At 61.4% G+C, this 14,579-nt stretch carries 12 protein-coding genes and 1 pseudogene; 2 read left to right on the forward strand and 11 right to left on the reverse strand.

Going from position 1 to position 14,579, the window contains the following annotated elements:
* Window positions 1-135: 135 nt before the first annotated feature.
* Complete coding sequence (locus HMPREF2927_RS08470) at window positions 136-393, reverse strand: hypothetical protein (protein ID WP_083311243.1); 258 nt, start codon at window positions 391-393, stop codon at window positions 136-138.
* 269 nt (window positions 394-662) lie between these two features.
* Between HMPREF2927_RS08470 and map the strand changes: the two genes are divergently transcribed.
* Complete coding sequence (map, locus tag HMPREF2927_RS08475; protein ID WP_005506520.1) at window positions 663-1,574, forward strand: type I methionyl aminopeptidase; 912 nt, start codon at window positions 663-665, stop codon at window positions 1,572-1,574.
* A gap of 147 nt (window positions 1,575-1,721) precedes the next feature.
* Complete coding sequence (gene ppgK / locus HMPREF2927_RS08480; protein ID WP_070687122.1) at window positions 1,722-2,573, forward strand: polyphosphate--glucose phosphotransferase; 852 nt, start codon at window positions 1,722-1,724, stop codon at window positions 2,571-2,573.
* A gap of 160 nt (window positions 2,574-2,733) precedes the next feature.
* Here ppgK and nrdR read toward each other — a convergent pair whose 3' ends face one another.
* From nrdR to ftsZ, 10 genes and pseudogenes are all read right to left on the reverse strand, one after another.
* On the reverse strand, window positions 2,734-3,189 hold the full coding sequence (gene nrdR, locus HMPREF2927_RS08485; protein ID WP_005506525.1) for a transcriptional regulator NrdR: 456 nt from the start codon (window positions 3,187-3,189) through the stop codon (window positions 2,734-2,736).
* 190 nt (window positions 3,190-3,379) lie between these two features.
* A complete protein-coding gene (gene dnaE, locus HMPREF2927_RS08490) occupies window positions 3,380-6,922 on the reverse strand; it encodes a DNA polymerase III subunit alpha (RefSeq protein WP_070687124.1) in 3,543 nt (1,180 codons plus the stop codon).
* Window positions 6,923-7,013: 91 nt separating this feature from the next.
* Window positions 7,014-8,000 carry an RluA family pseudouridine synthase gene (locus HMPREF2927_RS08495; protein WP_070687126.1) on the reverse strand — a complete coding sequence of 329 codons (987 nt, stop codon included), beginning with the start codon at window positions 7,998-8,000 and terminating at the stop codon, window positions 7,014-7,016.
* Window positions 8,001-8,122: 122 nt separating this feature from the next.
* Window positions 8,123-8,749, reverse strand: a complete 627-nt coding sequence (gene lspA / locus HMPREF2927_RS08500) for a signal peptidase II (protein WP_105360669.1) — start codon at window positions 8,747-8,749, stop codon at window positions 8,123-8,125.
* Window positions 8,750-9,038: 289 nt separating this feature from the next.
* Window positions 9,039-9,578, reverse strand: coding sequence for a DivIVA domain-containing protein (locus HMPREF2927_RS08505; RefSeq protein ID WP_049345219.1), 540 nt, complete (start codon window positions 9,576-9,578; stop codon window positions 9,039-9,041).
* 467 nt (window positions 9,579-10,045) lie between these two features.
* Window positions 10,046-10,345, reverse strand: a complete 300-nt coding sequence (locus tag HMPREF2927_RS08510; protein WP_049340717.1) for a YggT family protein — start codon at window positions 10,343-10,345, stop codon at window positions 10,046-10,048.
* Window positions 10,346-10,355: 10 nt separating this feature from the next.
* Window positions 10,356-10,667: pseudogene (locus HMPREF2927_RS09335) on the reverse strand (cell division protein SepF); the annotation flags it as partial.
* Window positions 10,668-11,472: 805 nt separating this feature from the next.
* Window positions 11,473-12,306, reverse strand: a complete 834-nt coding sequence (locus HMPREF2927_RS08520) for a YggS family pyridoxal phosphate-dependent enzyme (RefSeq protein WP_070687130.1) — start codon at window positions 12,304-12,306, stop codon at window positions 11,473-11,475.
* 35 nt (window positions 12,307-12,341) lie between these two features.
* Window positions 12,342-13,190, reverse strand: a complete 849-nt coding sequence (locus HMPREF2927_RS08525; protein WP_070687132.1) for a purine nucleoside phosphorylase YfiH/LACC1 family protein — start codon at window positions 13,188-13,190, stop codon at window positions 12,342-12,344.
* A gap of 149 nt (window positions 13,191-13,339) precedes the next feature.
* Entirely contained in the window at window positions 13,340-14,530 is a 1,191-nt protein-coding gene (gene ftsZ, locus HMPREF2927_RS08530) for a cell division protein FtsZ (protein WP_005507755.1), read from the reverse strand.
* Between the last annotated feature and the right edge of the window lie 49 nt (window positions 14,531-14,579).

The raw sequence follows: 14,579 nt of genomic DNA on the forward strand, positions 1-14,579 counted from the left end.
AAGCTTGATGAAGAAAGACCCCCGTATCCGGTGCGCCGGGTGCGGGGGTCTTTCATCTCAGGCTGTATGTCTGTTGGGCGGCGTGCGCCTTGAGCAAGGCTGAGGGCGTTGAGCAAGGCTGAGGGTGCTCGTGCTTTAGAGCCAGCCGCCGTCCTTTTCCCAGGCGTCATTGCGTTCGCGGGCGCGGTCCATGGCGTGTGCCGCCTCCTCGTAGGTTTTGAAGGGGCCCCACAGGGAGGTGACGGCGCTCTGCTGGCCGCGTTCAACCTCGCCGGTTTTGAGGTTGTACCAGTACTCTTCTTCGTGGGCGCTGGTAGCGTCGGTGGCAGCGTGCAGGGTCTTTTCGGCCGCCGATTCGATGGCTTCGCTCAGGCGGTGCTTGTGGTGGCTCATGGTTCTCCTTCGACGGTGAGGGGTTGGTGTTTCTAGCTTCTCACGCGCATAGGTTCGTGGCAATGAGGCGGGTGGAGCTTCTCACGGCGCTTCCCCTCCGCGGTCTTCCGCTGCTGCCTTCCACACCGGCTTTCCGCCCTCACAGTTTTTGCCTCCAGCGTGCATGAAATTTTATTCACAATCTGGAAAAAAGGTACGGCTTGTGTATCCGCCGCTTTTTAGCGCCTGAGCAAGCGACACAACCCGCCCACGCCCGGTAAGATGAAACTATGTCTTCAACCAAAACGAATACTTCGCACAATCTTCCCGCAGAGCCCGGTCGAGCACCCGTCGGTTGTCTGACCCCCGGACGCATCACCCCCATGCGCCCGGTCCCCTCGCACATTGTTCGCCCCGAGTACGTGGGTAAGCCCACCGCCAACGAGGGTAACGACTCGAACATGTACACCCCCGAGGAAGTTGAGCGGGTTCGCGCAGCCGGCAAGATCGCGGCAGGCGCCATCGTTGAAGCATCCAAGATTTGCGTGCCCGGCACCACCACCGACGAGATTGACGTGCTGGTCCACGAGTACATTTGTGACCACGGCGCGTACCCCTCCACCGTGGATTACCGCGGCTACCCCAAGTCCGTGTGCACCTCCCTGAACGAGGTCATCTGCCACGGCATCCCGGACTCCACCGTGCTGGAGGACGGCGACATCCTCAACCTGGACGTCACCGCATACCTGGACGGCATGCACGGCGACACCAACAAGACCCTGCTCGTCGGCAACGTGGACGAAGAGTCCCGCCTGCTGGTTGAGCGCACCGAAGAGTCCCTGAACCGTGCGATTAAGGCTGTGAAGCCGGGCCGCCAGATCAACGTGATTGGTCGCGTCATTGAGAAGTACGCTGCCCGCTTTGGCTACGGTGTGGTTCGCGACTACACCGGTCACGGTGTGGGCCGCGAGTTCCACTCGGGCCTCATCATCCCCCATTACGATGCGGCACCCGCCTACGACACCGAGATCCGTGAGGGCATGATTTTCACGATCGAGCCCATGCTGACCCTCGGCACCATCGAATGGGACCTGTGGGACGACGACTGGACCGTGGTCACCCGCGACCGCAAGCGCACCGCGCAGTTCGAGCACACCCTCGTGGTGACCGCTGACGGCGCGGACATCCTGACCCTGCCCTAATCCGCAGCCCTCTGGGTTTCCTGCTTGTGCTGATACGACTTGTGCAGGTACGAGCCCAGCACCTCACTTTTATATCAATTCACCCACTGACAAGCCCGCCCACTCACCCGATTGCACGGCAGTAGGCGGGGCGAAAGAGAGAAAACCATGAGCGAATACGCAGAACCCGGCGTCATCAACGAGCTGCCCGCCCCCACCCCCAAGGACCTGCAGATCGGTGTGGACATTGGAGGCACCGGTATTAAGGGCGGCATCGTTGACCTGCGCACCGGCGACCTCGTGTCCGACCGCTTCCGCATCGACACCCCCAAGCCCGCAACCCCCGAGGCTGTGGCTGAGGTCGTACGCCGCGTAGTCGACGAGCTGCAGGGCCGCGACCTGGCACCGGATCCCGAGTCGGCTGTCGGCATCGACTTCCCCGCAGTGGTGAAGAACGGCATGGTCTTCTCCGCAGCGAACGTGGACGACTCCTGGATTAACACCGACCTGGAGCAGGTCATGAGCGAGGCGCTGGACGGCCGCACCGTCTACGGCCTCAATGACGCTGACGCAGCCGGTCTGGCTGAGGCAACCTACGGCCAGGGCCGTAACCGTGACGGCCTGATTGCTGTCATCACCCTGGGCACCGGCATCGGCTCCGCCCTCATCAACGACGGCGTGCTAATCCCGAACACCGAGCTGGGCCACCTGGAGATCGACGGCCACAACGCCGAGTCTCAGGCTTCTGCCCGTGCCCGAGAGGTGCACGAGCTGTCCTGGAAGAAGTACGGCAAGCGCCTGTACCGCTACTTCGAGCACGTTCAGATGCTCTTCTCCCCCGACCTGTTCATCATTGGCGGCGGCATCTCCAAGAACCCGGAGAAGTTCATGCCTTACTTTGAGGATCAGATTCGTACCCCCATGGTCATGGCTGCCCTGCGTAACAACGCGGGTATTGTGGGTGCGGCACTGTGGGCTGGCGGCATGCTGCAGGAACGCAAGCGCCGCGGCGAAGCGTAAGGGTTTGCTTCCTGCTATCCGCCTCGGATAGCGCTTCACATACGTACGAAGGGACCGCCTTCCGAATCATTCGGAAGGCGGTCCCTTCTGTATGCCGCCGCTCATGTAGCGGCGGCTGAGCTCATTAGCTACTGGGTTAGCTAGTGGCTGTGCTAGCTAGTTACTGGGCGATGCGGTCCTCACGCAGACGCGCAATCGCCTCCTCAAAGTCCTCAAGGTTCTCAAACGCCTGGTACACGCTCGCAAAACGCAGGTAGGCAACCGCGTCCAGCTTCGACAGCGGCTCCAGGATGGTCAGACCCACCTCGTGCGCGTTAATCTCCGCCAAACCGCGGGCACGAATCAGCTCCTCAACCTCCTGGGCGAGCTTCGCCAAATCATCCTCACCCACGGGGCGGCCCTGGCATGCCTTACGCACGCCGGCGGCAATCTTCGAACGGTCAAAAGGCTCGGTCACGCCGGAACGCTTAATCACCGAAATGGTGGTGGTTTCAACGGTCGTGAAGCGGCGAGCGCAGGAGGTGCACTGGCGGCGGCGGCGAATTGCGGCGCCGTCATCGGTGGTGCGGGAATCCACCACGCGCGAGTCGGTGTGCTTGCAATAGGGGCAGTACATTCGTTTCTCCTTGGCTGGGCGCTAGCGCCCGCGTATACAGCGCTCAAGAATATTTATACCTATTCTACCGTGATATAGAGCGGATACACCGTATGTTTTGAGTGAATATACGCTCAGGGTGGACTCTGCTATGCAGAATCCACCCTGTCGTTCCCCTCAGCGGGGGTTGTGCGTTGTTAGCGTGCGTTGTTTAGCGTCGAATGCAGCTCGGACCGAAAATCGTCTTGATTTCACCGAAGAGGCTCGGGTTCGGCTCCACGCGCACGCTCGCATCCAGCAGCACCAGCTGCTCCTTATCGCGGGTGCGCACGAGCATGCGCACATCCGCGGTGCCCTTGTGGTCGCGCAGGGTCTCCTTCAGCTCCTTCAGGTTCGCCTCGGTCACCAGGTACTCGGGTACCACGATAGTGATGGGTGCGGCGCGGCCGTCATCGCTGATTTCCAGGATCTGCAGTTCCTGCGCGCTCATGTTCACGCTGCCGTCGTCGCGGCGCTGCACGCGGCCACGAATCGAGCAGATGAGGTCGTCCGCCAGGGCAGCGCCCATCGTCTCGTAGGCGCGGGAGAAGAACATGACCGTAATGGTTGCACCCGAGGGGTCTTCCAGTTCCACGGAGGCGTACTGGTTACCGCTGGACTTGGCAATACGGCGTGAAACGCCGGTGAGCATACCCGCAATGGTGACGGTTTCGCCGTCGCGCACGTGCGAGTCTTCACCGATGATGTCGTGCACCGAATGGCTTGCGGCATCCGAGAGCGCACGTTCCAGGCCGCGCAGCGGGTGGTCCGAAACGTACAGGCCCAGCATGTCACGCTCAAAGTTCAGCTTCTCGCGGCGGTCCCACTCGGGCACGTCGGGGATGGTCACCGTCAGCTCGTCGCCGAGAGCATCGTCCATACCGAGGGAGCCGAAGAGGTCGAACTGACCCGCCGCTTCCTTACGCTTGACCGCCACGGCTGCGTCCACTGCCGCCTCGTGAATGAGGGACAGCGAACGGCGGGTATGGCCCAGGTCGTCGAAAGCGCCTGCCTTAATGAGCGACTCGATGGTGCGCTTATTGCACACCTGCAGCGGCACCTTCTTCAGGAAGTCGTTGAAGGACTCATAGCGGCCCTTCTCCTCGCGGGCGGCAATCATGCCTTCGACCACGTTCGCGCCCACGTTACGAATCGCGCCCATACCGAAGCGGATATCGTCACCGACAGGGGCGAAGGTCAGGGTGGATTCGTTCACATCCGGTGCGAGCACGGTAATGCCCATGGCGCGGCACTCGTTCAGGTACAGCGCGAGCTTGTCCTTGTTATCGCCCACGCTGGTCAGCAGCGCAGCCATGTACTCCTGCGGGTAATGCGCCTTCAGGTACGCCGTCCAGTACGACACCAGACCGTACGCAGCCGTGTGCGCCTTGTTGAACGCGTAGTCAGAGAACGGCAGCAGAATATCCCAGAGCGCCTTAATAGCGCCCTCAGAGTAGCCGTTAGAAATCATGCCGTCGTGGAAGGTAGCGTACTGCTTATCCAGCTCCGCCTTCTTCTTCTTACCCATCGCACGGCGCAGCAAGTCTGCCTCACCCAGAGTGTAGTTCGCGACCTTCTGAGCAATCGCCATAACCTGCTCCTGATACACAATAAGGCCGTAGGTGGTGTCCAGAATATCCTTCAGCGGCTCTTCCAGCTCAGGGTGGATTGGCTCGATCTCCTGCTTACCGTTCTTACGCAGAGCGTAGTTGGTATGCGAGTTTGCGCCCATCGGGCCGGGACGGTACAGCGCCAACACTGCCGAAATGTGCTCGAACTCCTCGGGCTCCATGAGCTTGAGTAGCGAGCGCATCGGGCCGCCGTCGAGCTGGAACACGCCGAGGGTGTCGCCGCGCGCCAGCAGACGGTACGATTCCGGGTCGTCCAGCGAGAGGGATTCAAGGTCCAGGTCGATGCCTCGGTTAGCCTTAATGTTCTCCACCGCATCAGAGATGATGGTGAGGTTACGCAGACCCAAGAAGTCCATCTTAATCAGGCCCAGGCCCTCACAGGTGGGGTAATCGAACTGGGTGATGACCTGGCCGTCGGCCTCGCGGCGCATCACGGGAATCACGTCTATCAGGTCCTTGCTGGACATAATCACGCCCGCAGCGTGCACGCCCCACTGACGCTTCAGACCCTCCAAGCCCTTCGCGGTTTCAAACACCTGGCCGTAAATCTTATCGACCGGGTCCTCAATGAGGGCACGCAAATCTGCCGCCTCGGCGTAACGCTTATCCTCTTCGTTGTACACGTTCGCCAGGGCGATGTTCTTACCCATGACGTCCGGCGGCATCGCCTTGGTGAGGCGCTCGCCCACCGAGTACGGCTGGTCCATCACGCGGGAGGCGTCCTTGAGCGCCTGCTTCGCCTTAATGGTGCCGAAGGTGACAATCTGCGCGACCTTGTCCTCACCGTACTTATCGGTCACGTAGTCGATGACCTCGCCGCGGCGACGATCGTCGAAGTCCACATCGAAGTCGGGCATGGAGACACGGTCGGGGTTGAGGAATCGCTCGAAAATCAGGTCGTGGTCGAGCGGGTTCAGCTCGGTAATGCGCATCGCGTACGCCACCATCGAGCCTGCACCGGAGCCACGGCCCGGACCCACGCGGATGCCGTTGCGCTTTGCCCAGTTGATGAAGTCGGCGACCACTAGGAAGTAGCCGGGGAAGCCCATGGAGGTAATAACCCCCACCTCGTACTCCGCCTGCTTGCGCACAACATCAGGGATACCCTGCGGGAAGCGATAGTGCAGGCCCTTTTCAACTTCCTTCACGAACCAGGATTCCTCGTTTTCACCCTCGGGCACGGGGAAGTTCGGCATGTAGTTCGCCTTGGTGTTGAACTCCACGTTGCAACGTTCAGCGATTTCGAGGGTGTTCTCGCAGGCACCGGGAATGTCGCCGAATAGGGCGTACATTTCTTCTGCCGAGCGCAGGTAGAAGTTATCCGCGTCGAACTTGAAGCGCTTGGGGTCGGTGAGGGTCGAGCCGGACTGCACGCACAGCAGCGCCGCGTGGGCGGTGTGGTCTTCCTGGCGGGTGTAGTGCAGGTCGTTGGTGGCGACGAAGGGCAGGTTCAGCTTCTTGGCGAGACGGTGCAGATCCTCCTGGACGTTGCGTTCAATATCCAGGCCGTGATCCATGACCTCGCAGTAGAAGTTATCCTTACCGAAAATATCGCGGAATTCACTCGCCGCCTGGACCGCCTCGTCAAACTGGCCCAGGCGCAGGCGCGTCTGAACCTCACCGGAGGGACAGCCGGTGGTGGCAATCAGGCCCTTCGAGTAGGTCTGCAGCACCTCGCGGTCCATACGCGGCTTGTACAGCTGACCTTCCAGCGACGCAATCGAGGAGGCGCGGAACAGGTTGTGCATGCCCTCGGTGGTTTCAGCCCACATGGTCATGTGGGTGTACGCGCCACCACCGGACACGTCGTCGCGGGAGCCGTCGCCCCAGCGCACACGCGAACGGTCGGTGCGGTGCGTGCCGGGGGTCAGGTACGCCTCCACACCGATAATGGGCTTGATGTCGTGCGCCTTAGCCTGGCGCCAGAAGTCGAAGGCGCCAAAGAGGAAGCCGTGGTCACTGGTCGCCATGGACTTCATGCCGAGTTCTTTAGCGTGGGTGAACAGGTCACCCAGGCGCGCGGCGCCGTCGAGCATGGAGTACTCGGTGTGCACGTGCAGGTGCGTAAATTCTTTGGTTGCCACGGGAATCTCCTGGAGGTGTGGGCTGGAGGATGGGCGGTGAATGTGAAGCTGTGTGCGGCGGTCCGCGGACGGCTATACCTAGCCGGGTTGTCTAGCCGAGCTGAACCTTACCCTCGCGCAGAGCGGTCAGCGCGTAGGACAGGTCGAGCGGGTACTCGCTGGTGAAGGTCACGCGCTCACCGGTGCTGGGGTGATCGAAGCCCAGGCGGTGCGCGTGCAGCCACTGTCGGGTCAGACCCAGTTCGGCGCTGAAGCGCGGGTCGGCCCCGTAGGTCAGGTCGCCGCAGCAGGGGTGGCGCAACGCGGAGAAGTGCACACGAATCTGGTGGGTGCGTCCGGTTTCCAGGTGCACCTCCACCAGGGATGCGGGGCCGAACGCTTCGAGCACATCGTAGTGGGTGATGGAGTTGCGGCCGTCTTCAACCACGGCGAACTTCCACTCGTTGCCGGGGTGGCGACCGATGGGTGCGTCAATGGTGCCGCGCAGCGGGTCGGGCAGACCCTGCACGAGGGTGTGGTAGACCTTGTCCACGGTGCGTTCCTTGAAGGCTCGCTTGAGTTCGGTGTAGGCGCGTTCGCTGCGGGCTACGACCATCAGGCCGCTGGTGCCCACGTCCAGGCGGTGCACAATGCCCTGGCGCTCTGCCGCGCCGGAGGTAGCAACCGAAATGCCCTCGCCCATGAGCGCGGAAATGACGGTGGGGCCGTGCCAGCCGGGTGAGGGGTGTGCCGCCACGCCTGCGGGTTTGTCCACCACAACGATGTCGTCGTCCAGGTGCATGATGCGGAAGCCATCCACCTTTTCGGGGCGGATGTCCGCCAGATCGCGCGGTGCGGGTGCATCGACGACGACCTCGTCCCCTGCGGACAGCTTGTATGACTTACCAATTTTCACGGCCTTGCCGTTGTTGGTCACGGTCACGTGGCCGTCACGAATCCACCCGGAGGTTCGGGTGCGCGGCGCGTCGAGGGCACCGGCGAGCGCGGCGTCCAGGCGCATACCGGCGAGCGCGCCTTCAACGGTGAATTCGGCGCGGATGCGTGCCGAATCTTCGGCGGCGTTGGTGGTTTCGCTCATGCGGCTCTCCTTCGGGTGGTGTTTGCTTTGGTTGTCTGTGTGAGGGGTCGTCTGTGTGAGAACGTCTTAGTAGGCACGTGTGTCGGCAACGTAACCGTCGGCGCGTATGCCGGAACGGGGAGCTACTTGGCGCTCTTCCCTGCCGCATTCTTGTCGTCAGCCTGCACACGGGTTCCGTTGAGGTTCAGACCCTTGAAGTTCAGCAGCACGATGAACGCCATGCACACGCAGATTGCAGAGTCTGCAATATTGAAAATCGCGAAGTTCGGCACGGAAATAAAATCGACCACGTGGCCGGAACCGAAGCCGGGCTCACGGAAGAGACGGTCGAAAAGGTTGCCGCAGATACCGCCAAGCAGACCGCCTAGCGCGAGGGTCCAGGACAGGGCGCGGGTGCGGCGCAGCAGGTAGAGCACCACGGCTGCGGCGGCGACCATGACGAGGGTGAAGATCCAGGTGACGTTCTCGCCCATGCTGAATGCGGCGCCGGAGTTACGAATCGAGTACCACCACAGAAGCCCGTCAATGACGGTGATGCGCTCTCCCAACTGCATCTGGGTCACGACCAGGTATTTGGTGCCCTGGTCGATAGCGAACACGACGGCGGCGAGCACGAGCGCGAGAATCCCCGCGGAGCGTCCAGTAAGGATGCGCACGCGGCGTCCAGTAGCTTCTTCGGTGGTGTTTTCAGCGGCGTTATCGCTAGCCTGTGCGACTGAGGATTCAGCAGTCTTGGGGGTGTTGGTCATAGCTCTCCTCTAGTCTGTGCCGGTTGTTGCGCCTACGGTACGGAGGCAGGGCGCGCTCGCGTTCGGTAGTGCCCCTCTAGCTTAGCAAATCGGGGTAGCGCATCGAGTATTCGGGGGTGATGTGGCGGTTACTCTCCCCCGCTTCGCACGCTGGGTTTTTAGGCCGTGCCGGGCGGGCATGAGAATACCGCCCGGTTCTTTCGATCTTCCCCGGTGAATAGCGGTGGAAGAGAAAGAATCCGGGCGGCATACGCTTCAAAGCGTCGTTAGCTTATTTAGGCACACTGATTTATGCGGAAGCCTCGATGGACTTGAGGTTTTTCAGCTCCTGAACCTGTGCGTCCAGGTGCTGCAGCAGCTTGGAGCGGTAGCGGCTCTCGAAGCCACGCAGAGCCTCAACAGCGATCTCCAGCTCTTCCTTCTCGTCGGTGAGGCGAGAGAGAACCTCTTCGCGCTGCTGCTGAGCTTCGCTCACCATAGCGTCTGCCTTCCTCTCTGCCTCTTCGAGCAGTTCAGCCTTAGCCTTCTCGCCCTGTGCCACGTAGTCGTCGTGAACCTTCTGTGCCATGGCGAGTAGCGCCGCCGCGTCCTGAGGTGCAGCCGATGCCGCCGAGGACTGTGCGGGTGCTACAGCCGCTGCCGGAGAATCGGGTGCGTTTGCAGAGAGCTGCTCAACCTGACGTTCCAGGGCGTCACGCTCGGAGTAGAGTGCGCGCAGTTCGACAACAAGCTCGTCCAGGAAGTCATCGACCTCGTTGCGGTCGTAACCGGACTCTTCGGTTACGATTTTGAAGCTCTTAGTGATCAGGTCTTCGGGGGTGATTGCCATGGGCTTCTCCTCTGGGTATCCCTACGGGGTTTGGTGGTGATGTTGAGTGCCGCGGATTCACCAGCCAGATAGGGCGTGGCCCCAATATTTCAGGGTCCCGATGATTCAGGGCATGGTCATGCCGCGATGCAGTCGTTGGCACCAATTCTACTATTCTTTGGTTTCTGTGCCCGGTTATACGTCGGTTGAATCGTAAAATATTCGCTCTGCGCTAGGGTGGGATTCACCACGTCTAATATCCGCCCTAGTCCCCGCTATCGCCCTTGTATTTTCTGCCCTGCGGTGCATTTTGAGAAGGTTTTCGAGACGGCATTTTGACGCTCCCCAGATAGAACACAGGTACTGAACACAGGTACAGAACACAGGTACAGAAAACCCCCGCTCTGTACTCAACCCGTGAACGGGTCAAGCAGGCGGGGGTCTATCGTTTGTGCTCGTCAGCTGTCGTCTCTTAGCGGAGTACGCGCTTACGAGAAGGTCGCGGTCATCCGCATCATGATGCTCAGCAGCAAAGACAACAGAACAATCAGAATCAGGAAGCCGGTGTCCAACGCAACGTTACCCACACGAACCGGCGGGATCAGGCGGCGCAGCTGGTTCATCGGCCAGTCAGTCACCGCATACACGCCGCTGGCGAAGAGCAACACAATGCCCTTGGGTCGCCACTCCGGAGCGAACATGCGCACCCAGTCAAAGAGCATGCGCAGCAACATCGCAATGTAGAGAACGTAGACGACAATCGTAATGAGGGCGAAAATATAACCCATCTATCAGTCCTTAGCCCTGGTCGAAGGGGAATTCGCCGTCGGTCTCAAAGCCGGCGGGAACCTCGGAGTTAGCCACACCCAGAACCTCCAGGTTGGAGGGGGTCAGCAGGAACACCTTAGCGGTGACGCGCTCAATGCGGCCTTCCAGTGCGAATGCCAGACCGGATGCGAAGTCCACCAGGCGCTTTGCGTCTGCGTCAGGCATTTCTTCCACGTTCATAATCACGGGGATGTTCTCGCGGAATGCCTCACCAATGATCTTTGCGTCATTGTAGGAGCGGGGGTGGATAGTGGTGATGCGACGCAATTCGTCCTCTTCTTCCTCGTAACCGTAGGTGTATCCGTTGGTTTCTTCGGGCTCGTAGCCCTGGTCGTAGTAGCCGTCGTTGGAGTACGTCTCGGCGTACTGCTCGGTATATTCGGTATTCGGCACCGGGGTTTCCTCCCAATTGTCTGCGCTGACGTCGTCCCAAGTCTGCTCGGTTTCTGCCAGATCAGCTGTGGTTTCAGGTGTATGAGCGGTGGCGTATGCCGCTGCATCTACGGTTGCTCGTCCGTCGGCAGATTCTTCTGCGTCCAGATACTCGGTTTCTGTACCGTCATCGTAGCTATCAGCCTGCAGGTACTCTTCCTGTTCAGTATAGGCGGGTTCGTCCTGCGGGTGGTAGGTTTCGCTCTGCGACTCGGCGACGCTGTACTGTGCCGAGCCGGGCAGTGCTGAGAGCCTGTTGGCGCTGTCGGTCTTCTGTGCTGTAGCAGCCTGCCTTGCGGAGGCATTCGCCTCCTTGCGGGTGTCAGCCTGCACAGCCTGCGGGGATTCTTCCGGCGTCGCCTCGGCGTCCTGGTATCGTTCCAGGCCGAGGAAACCCGCCAGACGGCTTTGCTTCGCCATGATTCTCTCGCTGTTCTTTGCTTGTGATGTACAGGGTCTGCCGTGGTGCTTCGTCAGAAGGTGAGTGCGTGACGGTACGCCATGCACCGGCATGTATATATTACCAGCGCCCACCCCGCGCAGGCGGTCAAGGGCACCGATGATTATGCCGCAGGTCTGCACCGAAAGCAGCCCAGCGCTCGAAAAATAGCCCAGGGCTCGAAAGGGCAACGCACGGCACGTAGCTTAGGCGAGGCTAAAGCGCCGGGCGCTTACCCATGATGTCGCTACCCACGCGTACGCAGGTCGAACCCCAACGCACCGCCGCCTCCAAATCCCCGCTCATACCGGCAGAAATCTCGGTCGCGTGCGGCACCTGCTCACGCACCAGCGACGCCAAACCGTAGAGCTTCTCAAACGCCGCATCCGGGTTCATGCCCAGCGGCGCCACCGCCATCACACCGCCACAACGCAGATGCTCGTGGTTCTCGATGCGTTCCACCAGCTCCAGCAGCTCGGAGGCGCTCGTACCACCGCGCGCGCCCTCAGCGGCGTGGCCAGCCGTCGCGACCTCCGCCAGGGACACCTGCACCAGGCAGGTCAGCGCGCCCTGCTCCGCCGCCGCGGGTGCGGGCGCCTCCCCCGCTTCAAAGCGTGCCAGCTGGTTTGCGTACGCCTTCGCCAGCGCGTCTGCCAGGGAGGGGCGGTCCACCGAATGCACGCTGGAGGCATACTTGACCACAGACTTCGCCTTGTTCGTCTGCAACTGGCCAATAAACGCCCAGTGCGGGGGCTGCACCTCACGCTGGGCACAGTATGCGGCGAGCTCACGAGCCTTCGCGCTCGCCTCCTGGTCGCGGTTCTCACCGAAGAGAGTCACTCCCCCATCCAGCAGCGCCGCCGCGTCGGAGGCGGGGAAGAACTTCGTGACCGTCACCAGCTGCACCGGGGCGCTCGCCTCGGTACGCACTGCGCTGTGGTCCTGCTCCGCGGCGCGGATACGCTCAAGCACTCGGCGGTAGTTCTGCAGCAGCTGCTCGGCACGTTCGGGAGTGTACTGCAGGTTCTCTTCTACGTTCATTTCAGACATCTTCTCTCCTTCAGCGGATTCTATCTTTAGCAGCTCTAGGCGGCAGGCTCTGCCGCCTTCTCGATCCACACCAGACCCGCGATACGGCCCGGCTTCTCACCGCGGTTCGTGAACCCGCGATGCGAATACACCTCGGGCTCCTCAAACGTGCACTGCGCACAGTCCATGCTCACCTGCACGCCCGCCTCCTCGAGCACGGCGCGGGCACCGGCGGGCAGGTCCAGGCCGGGGGTCTGCTGGCTGGTCACCGAATGCACCTGCGGAATCAGTTCGGTGGACTCGATGCGCATCGCCTCGGGCACCTCGTAGCAGCTACCGCAAATGCTCGGACCCAGCCAGGCGGTAATTTTCTCCGCGCCGAGCTGACGCATCCGCTGCACGGTCTGCTGGAGCACGCCGTCAAGCAGGCCGCGGCGGCCAGCGTGAGCCACCGCCAGGATCGGTTGCCAGTTCGCGACCCGCTCACCCACCAGCACCACGGGGATGCAATCGGCAACCATAATCGCCAGGGGCACGCCCTCACTGCTAATCGCCGCATCGGCGACCGGGGAGTTCTCCAGCACCGCGCGGGCACGCTCAACCGTACGCTCCTGCGGGGCACCGGGTGCGCAGGATTCCACTTCATAATCTTCCGGGTAGGCAATCTGCACGCCGTGCACCTGGTTCAGGTAGAAGAACGGCTCGGTACCCAGCGCTTCCTCCAGCGCGGCACGGTGGTTGAGGGTGCGCACCAGGGAGGCATCCATACCGCCGCCGAGCTCATCATCCACATGCAGGCCCAGGTTGCCCGCCGCGCGGGAGGTGAAACCCACCCGCACACGCCAGGGACCCAGGGTGCGGGTAGCGGCAGAGGCAAGCAGCGAAGTTTTGGGGTTATCGCTCATCTTCTATTCCTTCATCAGATGTCAGCGGGTATAACGGCGGGTATAGCAAAGGGGAGCCGAGAACAGCACAATGTGCGTGTTTCTCAGCTCCCCTATAGCTTCATAAGACTCTCAGCCGTGCAACGCCTATGCGTTCACAGCCGGGCAGACTACTTCAGGAAGTCAGGGACGTCCAGGGTGTCGCGGCGAGCCGGAGCTTCCTCCACAACCGGGGGAAGGTCAACGTCGAAGCCAGCAGCGCCGGTGGAAGCCGGAGCAGCAGCGGGTGCGTTGTAGCCGTAGCCGTTAGCAGCCGGAGCAGCCGCAGCGGTGGAACCGCCGAAGGATGCCTGGGTGCGCTGAGCCTGAGTAGCCGCAGCAGTAGAAGCGTTGGAGTTGGTCTCCGGGTTCACTGCGTCAAAGCCAGCAGCAATCACGGTCACGCGAGCCTCATCGCCCAGTGCGTCATCAATAACCGCACCGAAGATGATGTTTGCGTCGGGGTGAGCAACTTCCTGAACCAGGCGTGCAGCCTCGTTGATCTCGAACAGACCCAGGTCGGAGCCACCCTGAATGGACAGCAGAACGCCGTGTGCACCGTCGATGGATGCTTCCAGCAGCGGCGAAGCGATAGCCAGCTCAGCTGCCTTCACGGCACGGTCCTCACCGGATGCCGAGCCGATACCCATCAGAGCCGAACCTGCACCCTGCATGACGGACTTAACGTCAGCGAAGTCAAGGTTGATCAGGCCGGGGGTGGTGATCAGGTCAGTAATGCCCTGCACACCGGAGAGCAGAACCTGGTCAGCGGACTTGAATGCGTCCAGCATGGAGACGTTACGATCCGAAATCGACAGCAGTCGGTCGTTCGGAATAACGATCAGGGTATCAACCTCATCGCGCAGAGCAGCGATACCGGTCTCAGCCTGGTTGGAGCGGCGACGGCCTTCGAAGGTGAAGGGGCGGGTCACCACACCAATGGTCAGAGCACCGAGGGAGCGGGCAATACGTGCCACGACAGGTGCGCCACCGGTACCGGTGCCACCGCCCTCACCTGCGGTCACAAAGACCATGTCTGCGCCCTTGAGGACTTCCTCAATTTCCTGCGCGTGATCCTCGGCTGCCTGACGGCCAACCTCGGGGTTTGCGCCCGCGCCAAGACCGCGGGTCAGCTCACGACCAACGTCCAGCTTAACGTCTGCATCGGACATCAGCAGAGCCTGAGCGTCAGTGTTGATAGCAATGAACTCAACGCCGCGCAGACCAACCTCAATCATGCGGTTGACTGCGTTGACGCCACCGCCGCCGATACCAACGACCTTGATGACTGCCAAGTAGTTCTGGGGAGTTCCAGCGTCCATGTATTCCTCGATTGTTCCGTGTTCCAGCTTCGGAAGACCCGCAGCTTAA

Source organism: Rothia sp. HMSC061E04 (assembly GCF_001813685.1).
GTDB lineage: Bacteria > Actinomycetota > Actinomycetes > Actinomycetales > Micrococcaceae > Rothia > Rothia mucilaginosa.

Bases quoted from the DNA above. Each gene is read 5' to 3' on its own strand.
- HMPREF2927_RS08470 (WP_083311243.1), bottom strand. From the start codon at position 393: ATGAGCCACCACAAGCACCGCCTGAGCGAAGCCATCGAATCGGCGGCC.
- map (WP_005506520.1), top strand. From the start codon at position 663: ATGTCTTCAACCAAAACGAATACTTCGCACAATCTTCCCGCAGAGCCC.
- ppgK (WP_070687122.1), top strand. From the start codon at position 1,722: ATGAGCGAATACGCAGAACCCGGCGTCATCAACGAGCTGCCCGCCCCC.
- nrdR (WP_005506525.1), bottom strand. From the start codon at position 3,189: ATGTACTGCCCCTATTGCAAGCACACCGACTCGCGCGTGGTGGATTCC.
- HMPREF2927_RS08495 (WP_070687126.1), bottom strand. From the start codon at position 8,000: ATGAGCGAAACCACCAACGCCGCCGAAGATTCGGCACGCATCCGCGCC.
- lspA (WP_105360669.1), bottom strand. From the start codon at position 8,749: ATGACCAACACCCCCAAGACTGCTGAATCCTCAGTCGCACAGGCTAGC.
- HMPREF2927_RS08505 (WP_049345219.1), bottom strand. From the start codon at position 9,578: ATGGCAATCACCCCCGAAGACCTGATCACTAAGAGCTTCAAAATCGTA.
- HMPREF2927_RS08510 (WP_049340717.1), bottom strand. From the start codon at position 10,345: ATGGGTTATATTTTCGCCCTCATTACGATTGTCGTCTACGTTCTCTAC.
- HMPREF2927_RS08520 (WP_070687130.1), bottom strand. From the start codon at position 12,306: ATGTCTGAAATGAACGTAGAAGAGAACCTGCAGTACACTCCCGAACGT.
- HMPREF2927_RS08525 (WP_070687132.1), bottom strand. From the start codon at position 13,190: ATGAGCGATAACCCCAAAACTTCGCTGCTTGCCTCTGCCGCTACCCGC.
- ftsZ (WP_005507755.1), bottom strand. From the start codon at position 14,530: ATGGACGCTGGAACTCCCCAGAACTACTTGGCAGTCATCAAGGTCGTT.